This window comes from uncultured Flavobacterium sp., assembly GCF_963975005.1.
In the GTDB taxonomy this organism is placed as follows: domain Bacteria; phylum Bacteroidota; class Bacteroidia; order Flavobacteriales; family Flavobacteriaceae; genus Flavobacterium.
Window position 1 is genome coordinate 1 of record NZ_CAXBFR010000056.1, and the last position, 17018, is coordinate 17018.

The following is a 17018-nucleotide window of genomic DNA, read 5'->3' on the forward strand; positions in this document are numbered from 1 at the left end:
CAATTCATCTAACTGAATTTCTAATTCGCGTTTAAGCAATTGAACTGTTCTGTTAGTCGAAATTTTCAACATTTCAGAAACTCCGATAAACATTGGTTTATTATCTCCAATAACACATCCTAAAGGAGCAATTGACGATTCACATGCTGTAAAAGCGTATAATGCATCAATCATTTTATCTGGTGAAATTCCTGGAGTTAAATGAATTAATATTTCAACCTCAGCAGCTGTGTTGTCTTCAATTTTCTTAACTTTAATTTTTCCTTTATCATTTGCTTTCAGAATACTATCAATCAAAGTCGAAGTATTAGTTGAAAAAGGAATCTGGGTTATAACCAGCGTTTGCTTATCTAATTGTGAAATTTTAGCACGGACACGCACTCTTCCTCCACGAAGACCATCGTTATAATTAGACACATCAGCAATTCCGGCAGTTGGAAAATCTGGATATAGTGTAAAGGGTTTTCCTTTTAATATTTTGATAGACGAATCTATTAATTCAACGAAATTATGAGGTAAAACTTTTGTAGATAAACCTACCGCAATTCCTTCTGCTCCTTGTGCTAATAGCAATGGAAATTTAACTGGAAGATTTACGGGTTCAGCACGACGACCATCATAAGACGTTCCCCATTCGGTAATTTTTGGAGAAAATAAGATATCGTGACCCAATTTAGAGATTCGAGCTTCAATATAACGAGAAGCCGCAGCAGAATCACCTGTAAGGATATTTCCCCAGTTACCTTGCATATCGATAATCAATTCCTTCTGACCGATTTGCACCATAGCATCACCAATACTGGCATCTCCGTGAGGATGATACTGCATCGTGTGTCCAACGATATTAGCTACTTTATTGTAACGTCCATCATCTAACTCTTTCATCGAGTGCATAATTCTACGTTGAACCGGTTTAAAACCATCTTCAATAGCAGGAACAGCTCGTTCTAGAATTACATACGAAGCATAATCTAAAAACCAATCTTTATACATTCCGGTTACTTTCGTAATCGTTTCTTCTGGATCTTCATTGTTTTCATAGAAATTATGTCCTGATGTATGTATTTCATCAAAACCTTCATCTAAAGTTCCATCATTTCCTGATTCTTCTAACTCTTCGTTAGTTTCTTCATTTATGTTATCTTCGTCTTCGTCTTTCATTTTTGTCCTGAGTATTCAGTATTTTTTGTAGCACAGAGTTCCACAAAGTTTTTACACAAAGTTTCGCTAAGTTATTTATTCTTTCTCAATCACATCCAACTCCACCTTCAAATTGTTTATGATAAACTCTTGTCGGTCTGGTGTATTTTTTCCCATGTAAAATTCTAGTAACGTTTCAATTGATGTAGCCTTATCTAACATGACTGGATCTAATCTAATATCTTCCCCAATAAAAAACTTAAACTCATCGGGCGAAATCTCTCCCAAACCTTTAAATCGAGTTATTTCTGGTTTTGGTTTTAACTTTTCAATGGCTGCTCTCTTTTCTTCATCGCTGTAGCAATAAATGGTTTCTTTTTTATTACGAACTCTAAATAAAGGTGTTTGTAATATATATAAATGTCCGTCTTTAATCAACTCTGGAAAGAATTGTAAGAAGAACGTAATCAATAACAATCTAATGTGCATTCCATCGACATCAGCATCGGTTGCTATTACAATATTGTTGTAACGCAAATCTTCCATCGATTCTTCTATATTTAAAGCAGCTTGTAATAAATTAAATTCTTCATTTTCATATACAATCTTCTTTGACATTCCATACGAATTCAAAGGCTTTCCACGTAAACTAAAAACCGCTTGTGTATTTACATCACGACTTTTGGTAATCGAACCCGATGCAGAATCTCCCTCTGTAATAAAAAGCGTACTTTCTAAGCTCCTTGGATTTTTGACATCCATTAAATGCACTCTACAATCGCGTAATTTTTTATTGTGTAGATTCGATTTCTTTGCCCTGTCTTTAGCTAACTTACGAATTCCTGATAATTCTTTACGTTCTCTTTCAGCTTGAAGAATTTTACGTAACAAAGCATCTGCAACTTCGGGGTTTTTGTGCAAATAATTATCAAACTTAACTTTTATAAAATCATTTATAAAAGTCCTTACTGTTGGACCATTTGGACCAATATCAGTTGAACCTAATTTAGTTTTCGTCTGACTTTCAAAAACAGGTTCTTCAACTTTAACTGCAATTGCAGAAACAATTGATTTACGAATATCAGAAGCTTCAAAAGGTTTGTTATAGAATTCTTTTATACTTCGAACGATCGCTTCTCTAAATGAACTTAAATGCGTCCCTCCTTGCGTTGTGTTTTGACCGTTTACGAAAGAATGGTATTCTTCAGAATATTGTGATTTACTGTGTGTAACAGCAATTTCGATATCTTCACCTTCTAAATGAATGATGGGATACACCATATCTTCATCAGCGATATTTTCTTCTAACAAGTCTTTTAGTCCGTGTTCAGAAAAATATTTTTCACCATTAAAATAAATAGCTAAACCACGGTTAAGGTAACAGTAGTTTTTAAGCATCTTAATGATGTACTCATTTCGAAACTTATAATTTTTAAAAATGGCTTCATCAGCTATGAAAGATACTTTTGTACCTTTTCGTTTAGTTGATTCTTGAACATCTTCTTCTAAGATAAGATTTCCTGCAGAAAATTCAGCTGCTTTTTGTTGGTTATCTCTTACTGATTCTACTCTAAAGTAATTCGATAAAGCATTTACGGCTTTTGTTCCAACTCCATTTAAACCTACCGATTTTTTAAAGGCTTTGGAATCGTATTTTCCACCCGTATTCATTTTAGAAACTACATCAACTACTTTTCCTAAAGGAATTCCTCGGCCATAATCACGAACCGTTACCATTTTATCTTTTATGGTTACTTCGATTGTCTTACCTGCACCCATTACGAATTCATCGATACAGTTGTCAATAACCTCTTTGATTAAGATATAAATACCATCATCTGGAGACGAACCATCACCAAGTTTTCCAATATACATACCTGGTCGCATACGAATATGCTCTTTCCAATCGAGTGAACGTATGTTGTCTTCGTTATACTGAATTTGATCTGACATAAGATGTTTGAGAATTTAGGCTAATATACTGGAAATAGAGGGAATTTAAAAGGTTTAGAATTAGAAGATATTAAGAATGTTATTCACAATTTTTGAGAGGAAATAGAGGAAAGAAGAAAGAAGAAAGAAACTAGAAAAATGATTATTGAAATTAAAATTTGTTTATATTTGACGAAATTACTTACAGGTGTTTTAATTTAAAGTATCAAAATATTAACTAAAAAATAAAATGCATTTTAAAAAAACAACAATAGCATTAATCTTTTTCATTACCTCAATGTATAGTCAAAATGAAATGTATTTAGGTTTAAATTCTGGATTAACCTATTCTAAATTCAGAGGAAATGATTATTTCAAAAACATGGATTCTCAATTGGACTTTTTAATAGGAACTTCATTAGAAATTAATTTGACTGAGAGAATACTATTAGCAACAAACATTAATTATGAACGTAATTCTGTGAAAAGATATTATAACTATTTTGGCCCTGGAGTAATCGGTGGAATTACTGGAATTCCTTTTGGACAAAGCTCTGCTTCTAGTTCCATACCAAAAAATAAATTTCAAACTCGATTTGAATACATAAACATACCTATAACGATTAAATACTTATTAAATTACGAAAAAAAATTATATGTAAATGCTGGTGGTTATTTAGGTCATCTTATCGATGTTAAAAATATTGATGATGGAAAAGAAAGTGATTTGGACTTTAATAATCAATTTAAAAAGACAGATTATGGTTTAGTTTTAGGAATTGGATATAATTACACCTTCAACCCAAGTAATTTTTTATCAATAGAGTTGAGAGAAAGTTATGGAATTACAACTATCAGTACACCTGAATCTTACATTTTTAAAAACACAAAACGCAATTCACTTAATCTAATATTAAATTATCATTTTAAAATTTAAACTAATTTAATGGGTATAAAAAAACCTGCAATTAAATTCGCAGGTTTTTCTTTTTGTATCTTTTTTTTTCTAAAATCTATTAATTTAAAGTAAAATTTAAAAGTAAATTAATGGTGTTACTTCTTAGTTTTGTATTTTCTCCATTTAGGTTTTCTTCATCTAATAGATTGTAAACTCCAATATTATCAATCAGCTCAATACTTAATTCATTTTTACTAAAGGAAAATGTTTTACCAAATCCAACTATAAAACCGTAATCTTGATTACCAATTTGATTTTCTAATGTGTAATTTTGTTTAGGATTATGATATGGATAAAAAGTATTTCTGTTTTCAACTTCAGCGTTATATTTAATACTTCTAGACATTTTAGAAACAAAAATTCCACAATTAATATAAAAAGGATTAGTAGTAGTAATTTTATATTTTAAAACTATTGGTAAAGTTAAAAATGTATAGCTATTAGTAGTATTAATAATATATTTGTCTTGACCCAAATATTCTTGACCATAATCATCTGTTCTTATCCAATAAGTTGTATAATCAGAATCATAATCAATTCCATTTTTTTCATACCTAAATCCTGATTTAATAGAATACTTATCGTTAAATTTATATTCAACTGAAAAACCTAATAAATATCCTAATTTATTAGTTGTGTTTTCAAAAATATCAGTACCTCTGTAACTTTTATAAATAGGACCAGCTTCAACTCCAAATTTATAATTGCTCTGAGCAAAAGTTACATTTGAAATTAAAAATATAATTAAAAGGTAAAGTTTATTTATTTTCATAAATATTATACATTAAAACGGAAATGCATCACATCACCATCTTTAACGATATATTCTTTTCCTTCTACTCTAAGTTTTCCAGCTTCTTTTACTTTAGCTTCTGTTCCAAACGTTGAAAAGTCTTCGAAAGCAATAACTTCTGCACGAATAAATCCTTTTTCAAAATCTGTATGGATAACTCCAGCAGCTTGCGGTGCAGTATCTCCTACTTGAATTGTCCAAGCTCTTACTTCTTTTACACCAGCTGTAAAGTAGGTTTGTAAGTTTAATAATTTGTAAGCAGCACGAATTAAAACGGCTGAACCTGGTTCGGTCAATCCCATATCTTCTAAGAATACTTGACGTTCTTCGTAACTTTCTAATTCTGTAATGTCTGCTTCTGCTCCTACTGAAAGGATAATTACTTCTGCATTTTCGTCTTTCACTAATTCTCTAACTTGCTCAACGTATGCGTTTCCTTTCACTGCAGATTCTTCATCTACATTACAAACATATAAAACGGGTTTTAAAGTTATTAATTGAAAGTCTTCCATTAAAGCTTCTTCATCTGCATTTTGAGGAACAACTGTTCTTGCTGATTTTGCTTGCAATAAAGCTTCTCTAATTCTATCAAGTAAAGCTTTTTCGGTTTGAGCTTCTTTGTTTCCAGTTTTGGCTGCTCGATTTGTTTTTTCTAAGCGTTTTTCAACCGTTTCTAAATCTTTTAATTGCAACTCAATATCAATAGTTTCTTTATCGCTAACTGGATTTACTTTTCCTTCAACGTGAACAATGTTATCGTTATCAAAACAACGTAAAACATGAATGATAGCGTTACATTCTCTAATGTTTCCTAAGAATTGGTTTCCTAATCCTTCTCCTTTACTTGCTCCTTTAACTAAACCTGCAATATCAACGATATCAACGGTTGCCATTTGCACACGCTCTGGTTTAACTAATTCTTCTAGTCTATTAATTCTTGGATCTGGAACGTTTACTACTCCAATATTTGGTTCAATGGTACAAAAAGGAAAGTTTGCACTTTGCGCTTTTGCATTTGATAAACAATTAAATAAGGTTGATTTTCCTACGTTTGGTAATCCTACAATTCCTGCTTTCATATAATGCTGAATTAGTTTCAGTATCTTTCGATGCTATTTTATTTTTAAAGAGTGCAAATATAGAAAATGTAAATTTACTTTTTCAAGTTATTAATAATATCTTTTTCTGTTTCAGTTAACAAAACACCTGTATCAACATCCCAATATTCAGTAAGAATACTATCTTTCTTATTTAATAACGTTTTTTCTTTAAAGATATCTGTTTCTTGGTATTTGAAAATATTGGTTCTAAACTCGGTTGTGATTAAATAATTACTGATTTCAAACTTCGTTTCTTTTTTTCTGTTGTAAAACCAATCTCTTCTTTTGAATTGGCTAAATAATAGTCTTTGGTTTCAACTCGATAAGTTGTTCTAAAATTTGATTTATACGTTTTTCGGTTTTTGAAATCTAGTATTTTTGAAGTCTTCTCAGCTCTATCTTCTGGCAAAAAGGAGTTGACTTCTAAAATTAGTTTTTTCTTAAGATCATATAATATATTGTATTCTGACATATAACCATCAACTGTTGTATAAGGTTTGATTCTTAAAAGTAAATAATTTTTATTTTGAGGATAAGTCAATAATTGAAAGTCGTAATACTTCTTAGCTCTTGAATCTAATACTTCATCTAAATATTTGAATTGATAATAGTTTTCCATCAAGTTATTTAGGTTATACCCTAATAAATCTTTATCAAATTCGTCTACGAGACCAATAGTTCTATTCTGTTCTACTAAAATATCAGTTTTAATAGTTCTTTTATCTTCTAAAATTTGAAAGTTGACTAATCCATCATTATAGAAAGCATACTTATTATCTCGTTTAAAAAACTCTCTAGCATAAACACGTAAGTTAGCTGGAACAGTTATTTTTTTGATTGAATTTTTAATCAGATCTTTAAGAATATCTTGCGGATGTCTATCTGTCAGAATAACTTCTTGCAATAATTCAGTTTCTTTTTCAAGGGTAATTATATTTGCTCCATCTTCAATCAATGTAATCGATTTGACTTGAAGCTTTTTGTATGAAGTATGAGAAATTTCTATTAAGGAAGGTCTTGTTAAACTCAATTTAAAAACACCTTCAGAATTACTTATTAAACCTTGATTGGTTCTAAGCACAGTGATTACAGCATCTTCGATAGGCAAATCAGTATCAGCATCTTTTAAAATCACAGTGATTTCTGCTTGTGAAAAACTCATCACTGAAAAGAAAAGAAGAAATAAAAGGCAAATTTTCTTGATGTGTTTATCTGGTTTATACAATTTGCGCTGCTTTAAGATTCTTAACAAATTTATTCTAAATTAATAGAACTCTAAAACTTTTTAACAAAGACTTTTTAACAAGAATTAACCAAGTAATTAACAATTCAAGTGGTAATTGTGTAATGAATTCAAATAATATTAAAACATAGAAAACTTAATTACAACTAAATTTGTACTGTAATTAACTAAAAAATTAAAATGATGAAAAATTTAATAGCAACAATGTTCTTAATCTTATGTACAAGTTATGGATTTGCTCAAAACAAAAATGTTCTAACAGAAGAAAAAACAACCGTTAGAACCATAAAAGACTCACAGGGCGAGAAAAAAATAGTAAAAAAAGAAGAAATAAAAGAAATTCAAAATATTGAATTTGAAAAAAATGCTAAAAACACCTTAAACAAAGAAACAAAACAAACACCTGTAGAAGTAACATCTACTACCGAAGTAAGTGTTGATGGTGTAACTCGTTCTATCGACGTAGATCGTTCTGCTTATTATGAATTAAATGGAAGGAAATTTGAGGTTGCAGTTGACAAAACTGGATATAACTTAAATAATACTAATGGGGAAAATTTAGGTTTTTTAAGAAAAACTTCAAACAACAATTATATTTATGTTGAAAAAAACAAAATCTCAGTAGGCTATTTTGATATGGATGGAAACTTAATTTTAGAAACTTATGATCCAAAAAATGATGTTGTAATTATTGAAAAATATTTAATGGTTAAGTAATAACCTTTACTGTTTTAACAAAAAATCCTGAAGTTAACTTCAGGATTTTTTTTGTTTTATTCATTATGCAAAAATGCTTGTCTATTTAATAGCGTTTCTTCGCTTTCTACATGCTCATCATCTGGAACACAACAGTCAACTGGACAAACTGCTGCACATTGTGGTTCTTCATGAAAACCTTTACATTCTGTACATTTTCCAGGAACAATGTAATATAAATCGTCAGAAATAGGTGTTTGAGCTGCATCCGAATCTACTTCTGTTCCGTCAGGTAATATTACTTTACCTGAAAGTTTTGTTCCATCTTTATATCTCCAATCATCAGCACCTTCATAAATTGCTGTATTGGGACATTCAGGTTCACAAGCACCACAGTTAATGCATTCGTCTGTTATTATAATTGCCATTTTATATGCTTTAAAAGTTATAAAGTAAAAAAGTCTAAAATCAAAAGCTAAATACTTTAGAGATTATGACATTAGACTTTGAACTAATTATCTTATTTTTGCACAAAATTACGATGTTATCTATTTAAAAACAAGTTACAAATGTTACAAATGTCAAAAATTGAAATAAAAAATAGTTTTGTTGAATTAGGAAATTTTCTAAATCAGTTTGCATTAGAAGAAAATGTCAAAAATGAAGCTGTTAAAAATAATGATACTTTTTATGATGCATTTGTAGATTTGATTTATTTATCGCAATCACATAATGGTTGGTTTACACCAGAACAAGTCTATTTCTCCATTCAATCTTGGGCGAAAGCTTTAACCGAAGAAAACCTTACTCAATGGCTTTCAGCTTATAAATTTAAAGAAACTGACCCGAAAAACATTGGATTAATCTTAGCCGGAAATATTCCACTAGTTGGTTTTCATGATTTTTTAACCGTTTTAATTACAGGAAATAATGTCTTAGTAAAAACATCGTCAAACAATCAATATTTAGTCAAATTTTTAGCAAAATATTTAATAGCTTTAGATGAAAGCTTTGAGAAAAAAATAACGTTTGTTGAAGGAAAATTAGAAGGTTTTGATGCCGTAATTGCCACAGGAAGCAATAATACATCACGTTATTTTGATTATTACTTTAAAAAAGTTCCAAATATCATCAGAAAAAACAGAAACTCCGTTGCTATTTTAACTGGAAATGAATCAAAACAAGAGTTAACTAGTTTGGGTGAAGATATTTTTAGATATTTTGGTTTAGGTTGTAGGAATGTTTCTAAGTTATTTGTCCCAAAAGGATATAATTTCAAAGATTTTTTTGAAGCAATTTTCGAATATAAAGATGTTATTTTCTATGAAAAATATGCTAATAATTACGATTACAACAAAGCAGTTTTTCTAATGAGTTTATACAAATTATTGGATAATGAATTTTTGACTTTAAAAGAAGATTCTAGTTACTCCTCACCTATTTCAAGTGTTTTCTATGAATTTTATGAAGATTTAGAAGAAGTAAAATCAAAATTAGAATTAGATGAAGAAAAAATTCAATGTATCGTTTCTAATAATTTAGTTGAAAATAGTATTGCATTTGGTCAAACACAAAAACCAATGCTTTGGGATTATGCAGATAATGTGGATACAATTGCCTTTTTAAACCGTCTATAAAAAGAAAAGAGCCTCCTTTCGGAAAGCTCTTTTCTAACAAAAAACAAATCTAAACTAAAACTATGCTTTAGGTGTAACTACTGAATCAATTACATGAATTACTCCATTTGATTGATTTACATCCGAAATAGTAACTTTTGCAGATGCACCATTTTCATCTGTTAAATAAATATCTTTTCCTTTCATCCAAGCTGTTAAAGTCCCACCACTAACTGTTGTTAAAGTAGCTTTTCCATCTCCTTTTTTGATGGCAGCCATTAAGTCTTTAGCATTCATTTTTCCAGCAACTACATGGTAAGTTAAGACGGTTTGTAACAATTTCTTGTTTTCTGGCTTTAATAGAGCATCTATAGTTCCAGCTGGTAATTTATCAAACGCTGCATTTGTTGGGGCAAAAACGGTGAATGGTCCTTCTGACATTAATGTTTCAACTAAGTCTGCGGCTTTTACAGCAGCTACCAAAGTTGTGTGCTCTTTTGAATTAATTGCATTTTCAACAATATTCTTTGAGGGATACATTGGAGCACCACCAACTGTAACTGTTTTTTCTTTTTGTGCGAACGCATTTCCAGTTAACATTAAAGTGACTGCAATCATTGCTACTGATAAAAATTTTCTAGTTTTCATAATTCTTTTTTATTAAGTTATATTAACATTTACGACACAAGCAGAAGTTTGGTTTTAAAAAAGCGTACTTTTTTTTATTTAACACTTTCAATTGAAAAAAAACCTGTTTTTAGGCTCAACTACAACGTTATTGTTAATAACATACAGCTATTTTTGCTAAATTATAACCTTCGTTTTATTCTCAATTTCCGAAATTTGCCTCATACAATTAACTACTTACAACATATAAAATGAAAAAACACAATTACAGTGCTGGACCATGTATTTTACCTCAAGAAGTTTTTGAAAAAGCTTCACAAGCCATATTAAACTTTAATAATTCAGGATTATCTATATTAGAAATATCACACAGAAGTAAAGATTTCGTTGCAGTTATGGATGAAGCAAGAGCCTTAGCTTTAGAATTACTAGGATTAGAAGGAAAAGGATACCAAGCGCTATTTTTACAAGGTGGTGCAAGTTTAGAATTTTTAATGGTTCCTTACAATTTAATGAAAGTGGATGGAAAAGCAGCCTATTTAGATACCGGTACTTGGGCAAGTGGCGCAATTAAAGAGGCTAAACCATTTGGAGAAACTCTTGTAGTTGCATCTTCTAAAGAAAGTAATTATACCTTTATTCCTAAAGATTATACCATTCCGAATGATGTAGATTATTTTCACTGTACATCAAACAATACAATCTTTGGTACTCAAATGAAATCATTTCCAGAAACGAACGTTCCAGTGGTTTGTGATATGAGTTCAGATATTTTTTCAAGAACTTTAGATTTTTCAAAATTTGATATTATTTATGCAGGAGCTCAAAAAAATATGGGACCAGCTGGAACAACTTTAGTTGTAGTTAAAGAAGCAATTTTAGGAAAATCTGGAAGAAATATCCCAGGCATACTAAATTATGAACAACATATTTCTAAAGAAAGCATGTATAACACACCCGCAGTTTTTGCAGTTTATACATCTTTACTTACCTTGCAATGGTTAAAAAATAAAGGTGGTATTGCTGGAATTGAAAAAGAAAATGAAGCCAAAGCAGCATTATTATATGCAGAAATTGATAGAAATTCACTTTTCAAAGGTGTTGTAGCTACTGAAGATAGAAGTACCATGAATGCAACTTTTACCTTAAATAACTCAGAACACCAAGAGGCTTTTGATGCTATGTGGAAAACAGCCGGAATTTCTGGTATAAATGGACACCGTTCAGTTGGAGGTTATAGAGCTTCTATGTATAATGCTTTACCTCTTGAAAGTGTTCAGGTATTAGTTGACGTTATGAAGGAATTAGAGAAAAGTGCTCAATAATAAATCGCAGTATTCAGTTAAATAAATAATAATTGCCGTTCGGCTTAGCTAACGGAAAAATATAATAATAATAATAATAAGCATCGAAAGATGCTGAAATAAATTCAGCATAAAAAATGAAAGTATTAGCCAACGACGGAATTTCAGATAGTGGGATAAAAGCCTTAGAAAAAGCCGGTTTCGAAGTAATTACAACAAAAGTAGCTCAAGAACAAGTTGAAAATTATATAAACAACAACAAAGTTGACGTAATTTTAGTTAGAAGTGCAACAAAAGTTAGAAAAGACATCATTGATAATTGTCCAAGTTTAAAAATTATAGGACGCGGTGGCGTCGGAATGGATAATATCGATGTCGATTACGCTCGTGGAAAAGGTTTACATGTAATAAATACTCCAGCTTCTTCATCTGAATCTGTTGCAGAATTAGTTTTTGCTCATTTATTTAGTGGTGTGCGTTTTTTACACGATTCTAATAGAAATATGCCTCTTGAAGGAGATACTAACTTTAATGGATTAAAAAAAGCTTATGCTAATGGAATGGAGTTAAGAGGTAAAACTCTTGGTATTATTGGCTTTGGTCGAATAGGTCAAGCAGTAGCTAAAATGGCTTTAGGATTAGGCATGAAGGTTATTGCAACAGATAAATATGTTGGTGAAGCTGTAATTCGTGTAGACTTCTATAACGGTCAATTTATAAACGTAGATATTGTAACAGAACCTTTAGAGGATTTATATAAACATTCTGATTTTATTACTTTACATGTTCCAGCTCAAGATGGTTATGTAATTGGAAGAGAAGAGTTAAAATTAATGAAAGAAAACGTAGGAATCATTAATGCAGCGCGAGGTGGTGTAATTGACGAAGTTGCTCTTGTAGAAGCTCTTGACGAAGGTAAAATCTTATTTGCTGGATTAGACGTCTTTGAAAATGAACCAACTCCAGAAATGCGAATATTAATGCATCCAAAAATTTCTTTAACACCACATATTGGAGCTGCAACAGACGAAGCACAAGATAGAATTGGCACAGAACTTGCAGAGCAAATAATAAGTTTACTTAAAAATAATTAATATTTTTTTTTATATTTAACAAATTTTAACTTTTAAAAAACTTATTTATGTCAGGAATTTTAGATTTATTGAATAGTGATTTAGGGAAGCAACTCGTTAGCAACATTTCAGAAAAAACGGGAATTAATGCTACTCAAGCTAGTGATGTAGTTTCATCAAGTGTACCTGCTTTATTAGGACAAATGCAAAACAATATACTTTCAGGTGAAGGTGCAAGTGGTTTATTGAGTGCTCTAACAAGTGGAAAACATGATGGAAGTATATTAGATAATCTAGGGGGATTTTTAAATGGTGGAGATTTTTCTGACGGAGATAGAATTCTTAGCCATGTTACTGGGAACAAACAAGATACAATGGTTCAAGGTTTGAGTGCAAAAACTGGAGTAGATTCTAGTATTATATCTAAAATCTTACCAATGCTTGCTCCTATTATTATGGGATATTTAGGAAAACAAACAAAAAATAGCGGTGTATCTACAACTCCAGATTTAGGTGGACTTTTAGGAGGATTACTTGGAGGAGGAAATGATTCATCTGGTGGAAGTTCTTTGGGAGGTTCATTATTAACTTCTGTATTGGACCAAAATGGAGATGGAAAATTAGATATTAATGATGCAATGTCTGCTATAAGCGGAAGTGGAAAGAAAAAAGGTGGATTAGGAGCTCTTCTTGGAGGCCTTTTCGGAAAAAAATAATATTGGATAAAAAAATACTATTGTTAAAAGCATCGGCTATGTCGATGCTTTTTTTTATCTTTATACTTTAATTTTTAATACTATGAAAACTTATATTTCAATATTTGCCTTAGTATTTATTATGCTTTTTAGTTGCAATTCAACTAAAGAAACTATTAGTACTGAAATGCCTCATTTAGAAAGTGATACAATTCGTATTGCCAATGACGAGATTGAATATGAAGTATTAATTATTGATGGTGGATTTACGAGTTGGTTTAATTCAAGAGCAAAATCTAGAAGTTTTTACACGCAAAGTTATCTTGAAGCTAGAAATCGTTTTTGGGTTTTAGAATGGAATAGAAGAGCAAATATGCCTACAGTTTATAATTCTAATCTATATGAAATGCCTATAAATTATGAAACTAATATAGATTATGGATTTGAAGTAAATTATATGATATTCAATTATTTAACCTATTTTCAACTAACAAACAAACAGCAATTAGGAGGTTTTCCTGCACGATTATAACATAATGAATAAACTTAAACAACGCTGGAATGTTACATCTAACTGGCAATTAACTATTATATTTATTGTTTTTGCAATTACAGGTTCTACAGCAGCTTATCTTTCAAAGCCAATAACAAATTATCTAGGAGTAACCAAAGAAACAATGTCTTTGTGGGTTTATTGGCCTATTAGAATTCTAATTCTATTTCCAATTTATCAAGTGATGCTAGTATTAATTGGGGCATTACTTGGGCAGTTTAAATTCTTTTGGGATTTTGAAAAAAAAATGCTAAACAGATTAAAACTAGGTTCTTTTACGGATTATATTGATAGCAAACTAAACAAAAAAAACACATCAAAATGATGTGTCTTTTTTATATTTAAGTATACTTCTTTTACGATTCTTTTTTAATCACATATTTATAAACCCAAGTTAAAGTAAAGGTTGGTATAAAATCTATAAAAGGAAAAGCTTCTTCAACAAAACTTATAATACCGGCAACTTTACCCGTAGTTCCTTTATACATCGCCATCATTATGAAACCTGAAATTGGAGCCCAAAAAATATCAGTAGTTTCCGCAAAAACAGGAACGACATAAGATAACATTCCAACTAAATCAAAGGCAATACCTAAAATTAATTTTGTTTTTTTATCAGTTTTGACTTTAGGTTGAATAATTTCATCTTTTGACATGCATTATAATTTTATAATTCAATTATAAATATACAAATAAGATGCCAATTATTTTTCTTTGTTAATCAAGCTGTAAAAATCGTCTCTAAATTCTTTTTGATTAAAAACACCACCATATTGCAAAGTTGAAGTATAACTACTTTCATCTTTAATTCCTCTACTTGAAACACACAAATGAGTTGCTTCAACAATAATCATTACATTTTCTGTATCAAGAACCGATTTTAGTTCATTAAAAATTTGCATAATCATTCGTTCTTGTACTTGAGGTCTTCTTGCATAATAATCAACAATTCGATTTAATTTAGACAATCCAATGACTTTTCCTGAAGAAACATAACCAACATGAGCCTTTCCTACGATTGGCAAAAAATGATGTTCACAAGTTGAATTAAAACTAATATTAGCTTCAACTAACATTTTATCATACTGATATGAATTGTCAAAGACAGAAATTTTTGGCTTATTTGCAGGATTTAATCCTGAAAAGATTTCTTTAACAAACATTTTAGCTACTCTGTGAGGCGTTCCTTTTAGACTGTCGTCTGTTAAATCTAAACCTAATTCTTTCATAATGACTTCAAAATGTTGTTCAATAACAGACATTTTATCTTCATCGGACTTATCAAAAGCATCTGGTCTCAACGGAGTTTCCGCAGAGGTCATTTGGTGATTATCACCGACAAGTTCAAATAATTCTTTTTCAATTGTGGTATTCATAGCAATTTTTCCCTTCTACTTTAATTTTGATTTATAATATTTTCTCAATTTCTCGAGCTTTGGTGCAATCACCATTTGACAGTAACCTTGTGTACTGTTTTCGTTATAATAATTTTGATGATACTCCTCTGCTTTATAAAAAACAACTGCAGGAGAAATAACGGTTACAATTGGATCATCATATAACTTTTCTTTTTCAATCAATTCTATATATTCTTCAGCTTCTTTCTTTTGGGCTTCTGATTGATAAAAAATTTCACTTCTATATTGTGTTCCTACATCAGCTCCTTGTCTATTTAAAGTTGTAGGATTGTGAGAACTAAAAAATATTTCAAGCAAATCTTTATACTGAACTAATTTAGGATCATAAGTAATTTCGATGGCTTCGGCATGTCCAGTTGTTCCATTTCCAATCTCTCTATAAGATGGATTTTTGATTATTCCTCCTGTATAACCAGATACCACTTTCTCTACTCCTTTTATTTCTAAAAAAACAGCTTCTGTACACCAAAAACATCCACCAGCAAAAGTGGCAACTTCTTTTCCTTCTTCAATATTCATTTTAATAGGCGCTTTAAATTCTTTAATTTGACTTACTTTTTGAGACTCATTTAACTTACAAAATCCCAACGTCAATAAGGATACTAACAAAAATACTTTCATAATTTATGATTTTCTTGTTTAACAAATATACGAAATAATTAAACAATATTGGGTTTTTAACTTTTATTTATAGAAATATATACAATAAGGCTTTGTAGTTGGTTTTAATAATTAAGAAAACAAGAATTTGAAAACTAAACTCAAATATACAGAGAAGACTATATATCGAAAGAACTTTATCAGACATGGAAATCGTATAATTCATAATTAAAATGTTATAAATAAAAGACATACATCTCTTTTTACTTTTGTAAAGTAAGGAATTAAAGATTTATTTCTTTGTTCGGTATATAACTAATTACTAACTAAAAACTATTTATTATGTTAAGATGGACGATCACATTTATTATTTTGGCACTAGTTGCCGGAGTTTTAGGATTTGGAGGAATTGCAGCTGGAGCAGCAAGTATTGCTAAAGTATTATTTTTTATTTTTATAATACTTTTTATTTTATCGCTAATTAGAGGTAGAAAATAACACGCAAATTTACATTTTAAAAAATGCACGTTGATTAATAATAAGTCTTCTTGCATTTTTTTTATATTAATACTTTAAATTAATGTGAAGCTATTTTATAAAACACAAAAAATCTTTGTTTCTTTGTAGAAATAGTTAAAAATGATAAGAGCGACTCAGTTACATAAATATTATGGTGATTTACAAGTTTTAAAAGCTGTAAATCTTCATATCAAATCTGGTGAAATTGTTTCAATTGTAGGTGCTTCTGGTGCAGGAAAAACTACATTATTGCAACTTTTAGGAACTTTAGACAAACCAACAATTCAAAATGATTCTTCTCTATATATTGACGGAACAGATGTTTTGAAATTAAATGATAAAGATTTATCAAAGTTTAGAAATCTTAATTTGGGATTCATTTTTCAATTTCACCAATTGTTACCTGAATTTACTGCTTTAGAAAATGTATGCATTCCAGCATTTATTGCTAAAAAAAGTAAAATTGAAACAGAAACTGAAGCCAAACGTTTATTAGACTATTTAGGATTAAAAGATAGAATAAATCACAAACCAGGTGAACTTTCTGGTGGTGAACAACAAAGAGTTGCTGTCGCAAGAGCTTTAATAAACAAACCAAAAATTATTTTTGCTGATGAACCTTCTGGAAACTTAGATACACAATCTGCCGAACATTTACATCAATTGTTTTTTAAACTGCGTGATGAATTTGGTCAAACATTTGTAATCGTAACCCATAACGAAGAATTAGCAGATATGGCTGACAGAAAAT

20 protein-coding genes are annotated in these 17018 nt (G+C 30.0%); 10 read left to right on the forward strand and 10 right to left on the reverse strand.

The window, feature by feature from the left end; translation table 11 throughout:
• Positions 1-1161: DNA gyrase subunit A (locus AACZ53_RS08295; RefSeq protein WP_339836975.1), on the reverse strand; the 1161-nt coding region annotated here is incomplete at its 3' end.
• Between the two features lie 75 nt (positions 1162-1236).
• Complete coding sequence (locus AACZ53_RS08300) at positions 1237-3093, reverse strand: DNA topoisomerase IV subunit B (RefSeq protein ID WP_339836977.1); 1857 nt, start codon at positions 3091-3093, stop codon at positions 1237-1239.
• Positions 3094-3322: 229 nt separating this feature from the next.
• Between AACZ53_RS08300 and AACZ53_RS08305 the strand changes: the two genes are divergently transcribed.
• The gene (locus AACZ53_RS08305) at positions 3323-4009 is read left to right on the forward strand and encodes an outer membrane beta-barrel protein (RefSeq protein ID WP_339836980.1); all 687 of its coding nucleotides are present in this window, start codon (positions 3323-3325) and stop codon (positions 4007-4009) included.
• 79 nt (positions 4010-4088) lie between these two features.
• On the opposite strand, the gene AACZ53_RS08310 is transcribed toward AACZ53_RS08305, so the two are convergent.
• The 3 genes from AACZ53_RS08310 to AACZ53_RS08320 form a co-directional block, all read right to left on the reverse strand.
• Positions 4089-4802: an outer membrane beta-barrel protein gene (locus AACZ53_RS08310; protein ID WP_339836982.1), complete on the reverse strand. Its 714-nt coding sequence runs from the start codon at positions 4800-4802 to the stop codon at positions 4089-4091.
• A 5-nt stretch (positions 4803-4807) separates the two neighbouring features.
• Positions 4808-5902, reverse strand: a complete 1095-nt coding sequence (ychF, locus tag AACZ53_RS08315; protein WP_339836984.1) for a redox-regulated ATPase YchF — start codon at positions 5900-5902, stop codon at positions 4808-4810.
• 244 nt (positions 5903-6146) lie between these two features.
• Positions 6147-7085: a hypothetical protein gene (locus AACZ53_RS08320; RefSeq protein WP_339836986.1), complete on the reverse strand. Its 939-nt coding sequence runs from the start codon at positions 7083-7085 to the stop codon at positions 6147-6149.
• Positions 7086-7349: 264 nt separating this feature from the next.
• Here AACZ53_RS08320 and AACZ53_RS08325 point away from each other — a divergent pair, with 264 nt between their 5' ends.
• Positions 7350-7883: a hypothetical protein gene (locus AACZ53_RS08325; RefSeq protein WP_339836989.1), complete on the forward strand. Its 534-nt coding sequence runs from the start codon at positions 7350-7352 to the stop codon at positions 7881-7883.
• 56 nt (positions 7884-7939) lie between these two features.
• Here the strand turns inward: AACZ53_RS08325 and AACZ53_RS08330 are convergent, their stop codons facing one another.
• Positions 7940-8290 carry a 4Fe-4S dicluster domain-containing protein gene (locus tag AACZ53_RS08330; RefSeq protein ID WP_339836992.1) on the reverse strand — a complete coding sequence of 117 codons (351 nt, stop codon included), beginning with the start codon at positions 8288-8290 and terminating at the stop codon, positions 7940-7942.
• 150 nt (positions 8291-8440) lie between these two features.
• Between AACZ53_RS08330 and AACZ53_RS08335 the strand changes: the two genes are divergently transcribed.
• Positions 8441-9499: an acyl-CoA reductase gene (locus AACZ53_RS08335; protein WP_339836994.1), complete on the forward strand. Its 1059-nt coding sequence runs from the start codon at positions 8441-8443 to the stop codon at positions 9497-9499.
• 60 nt (positions 9500-9559) lie between these two features.
• On the opposite strand, the gene AACZ53_RS08340 is transcribed toward AACZ53_RS08335, so the two are convergent.
• Positions 9560-10126 carry a fasciclin domain-containing protein gene (locus AACZ53_RS08340; RefSeq protein WP_339836996.1) on the reverse strand — a complete coding sequence of 189 codons (567 nt, stop codon included), beginning with the start codon at positions 10124-10126 and terminating at the stop codon, positions 9560-9562.
• Positions 10127-10356: 230 nt separating this feature from the next.
• Between AACZ53_RS08340 and serC the strand changes: the two genes are divergently transcribed.
• From serC to AACZ53_RS08365, 5 genes are all read left to right on the forward strand, one after another.
• Positions 10357-11430, forward strand: a complete 1074-nt coding sequence (gene serC, locus AACZ53_RS08345; protein ID WP_339836999.1) for a 3-phosphoserine/phosphohydroxythreonine transaminase — start codon at positions 10357-10359, stop codon at positions 11428-11430.
• A 116-nt stretch (positions 11431-11546) separates the two neighbouring features.
• Positions 11547-12503 carry a D-2-hydroxyacid dehydrogenase gene (locus AACZ53_RS08350; protein ID WP_339837001.1) on the forward strand — a complete coding sequence of 319 codons (957 nt, stop codon included), beginning with the start codon at positions 11547-11549 and terminating at the stop codon, positions 12501-12503.
• A 47-nt stretch (positions 12504-12550) separates the two neighbouring features.
• Positions 12551-13198: a DUF937 domain-containing protein gene (locus AACZ53_RS08355; protein ID WP_339837003.1), complete on the forward strand. Its 648-nt coding sequence runs from the start codon at positions 12551-12553 to the stop codon at positions 13196-13198.
• An 82-nt stretch (positions 13199-13280) separates the two neighbouring features.
• On the forward strand, positions 13281-13709 hold the full coding sequence (locus tag AACZ53_RS08360) for a DUF6146 family protein (RefSeq protein WP_339837005.1): 429 nt from the start codon (positions 13281-13283) through the stop codon (positions 13707-13709).
• 4 nt (positions 13710-13713) lie between these two features.
• Entirely contained in the window at positions 13714-14055 is a 342-nt protein-coding gene (locus AACZ53_RS08365; RefSeq protein WP_339837008.1) for a DUF6787 family protein, read from the forward strand.
• Positions 14056-14086: 31 nt separating this feature from the next.
• On the opposite strand, the gene AACZ53_RS08370 is transcribed toward AACZ53_RS08365, so the two are convergent.
• From AACZ53_RS08370 to msrA, 3 genes are read right to left on the reverse strand one after another with little or no spacing between them, the layout of a single operon-like run.
• On the reverse strand, positions 14087-14386 hold the full coding sequence (locus AACZ53_RS08370) for a hypothetical protein (protein WP_339837010.1): 300 nt from the start codon (positions 14384-14386) through the stop codon (positions 14087-14089).
• Between the two features lie 48 nt (positions 14387-14434).
• Positions 14435-15106: a GTP cyclohydrolase I FolE gene (gene folE / locus AACZ53_RS08375; RefSeq protein WP_339837013.1), complete on the reverse strand. Its 672-nt coding sequence runs from the start codon at positions 15104-15106 to the stop codon at positions 14435-14437.
• 15 nt (positions 15107-15121) lie between these two features.
• Positions 15122-15667, reverse strand: coding sequence for a peptide-methionine (S)-S-oxide reductase MsrA (gene msrA / locus AACZ53_RS08380; RefSeq protein ID WP_339837021.1), 546 nt, complete (start codon positions 15665-15667; stop codon positions 15122-15124).
• Positions 15668-16090: 423 nt separating this feature from the next.
• Here msrA and AACZ53_RS08385 point away from each other — a divergent pair, with 423 nt between their 5' ends.
• The gene (locus AACZ53_RS08385; protein ID WP_339837015.1) at positions 16091-16246 is read left to right on the forward strand and encodes a DUF1328 family protein; all 156 of its coding nucleotides are present in this window, start codon (positions 16091-16093) and stop codon (positions 16244-16246) included.
• 141 nt (positions 16247-16387) lie between these two features.
• A partial coding sequence (locus tag AACZ53_RS08390; protein WP_339837018.1) for an ABC transporter ATP-binding protein occupies positions 16388-17018 on the forward strand: 631 nt, incomplete at its 3' end.

Coding starts and splice junctions, on each gene's coding strand:
- AACZ53_RS08300 (WP_339836977.1), bottom strand. CDS start 3,093: ATGTCAGATCAAATTCAGTATAACGAAGACAACATACGTTCACTCGAT.
- AACZ53_RS08305 (WP_339836980.1), top strand. CDS start 3,323: ATGCATTTTAAAAAAACAACAATAGCATTAATCTTTTTCATTACCTCA.
- AACZ53_RS08310 (WP_339836982.1), bottom strand. CDS start 4,802: ATGAAAATAAATAAACTTTACCTTTTAATTATATTTTTAATTTCAAAT.
- ychF (WP_339836984.1), bottom strand. CDS start 5,902: ATGAAAGCAGGAATTGTAGGATTACCAAACGTAGGAAAATCAACCTTA.
- AACZ53_RS08320 (WP_339836986.1), bottom strand. CDS start 7,085: ATGAGTTTTTCACAAGCAGAAATCACTGTGATTTTAAAAGATGCTGAT.
- AACZ53_RS08325 (WP_339836989.1), top strand. CDS start 7,350: ATGAAAAATTTAATAGCAACAATGTTCTTAATCTTATGTACAAGTTAT.
- AACZ53_RS08330 (WP_339836992.1), bottom strand. CDS start 8,290: ATGGCAATTATAATAACAGACGAATGCATTAACTGTGGTGCTTGTGAA.
- AACZ53_RS08335 (WP_339836994.1), top strand. CDS start 8,441: ATGTCAAAAATTGAAATAAAAAATAGTTTTGTTGAATTAGGAAATTTT.
- AACZ53_RS08340 (WP_339836996.1), bottom strand. CDS start 10,126: ATGAAAACTAGAAAATTTTTATCAGTAGCAATGATTGCAGTCACTTTA.
- serC (WP_339836999.1), top strand. CDS start 10,357: ATGAAAAAACACAATTACAGTGCTGGACCATGTATTTTACCTCAAGAA.
- AACZ53_RS08350 (WP_339837001.1), top strand. CDS start 11,547: ATGAAAGTATTAGCCAACGACGGAATTTCAGATAGTGGGATAAAAGCC.
- AACZ53_RS08355 (WP_339837003.1), top strand. CDS start 12,551: ATGTCAGGAATTTTAGATTTATTGAATAGTGATTTAGGGAAGCAACTC.
- AACZ53_RS08360 (WP_339837005.1), top strand. CDS start 13,281: ATGAAAACTTATATTTCAATATTTGCCTTAGTATTTATTATGCTTTTT.
- AACZ53_RS08365 (WP_339837008.1), top strand. CDS start 13,714: ATGAATAAACTTAAACAACGCTGGAATGTTACATCTAACTGGCAATTA.
- AACZ53_RS08370 (WP_339837010.1), bottom strand. CDS start 14,386: ATGTCAAAAGATGAAATTATTCAACCTAAAGTCAAAACTGATAAAAAA.
- folE (WP_339837013.1), bottom strand. CDS start 15,106: ATGAATACCACAATTGAAAAAGAATTATTTGAACTTGTCGGTGATAAT.
- msrA (WP_339837021.1), bottom strand. CDS start 15,667: ATGAATATTGAAGAAGGAAAAGAAGTTGCCACTTTTGCTGGTGGATGT.
- AACZ53_RS08385 (WP_339837015.1), top strand. CDS start 16,091: ATGTTAAGATGGACGATCACATTTATTATTTTGGCACTAGTTGCCGGA.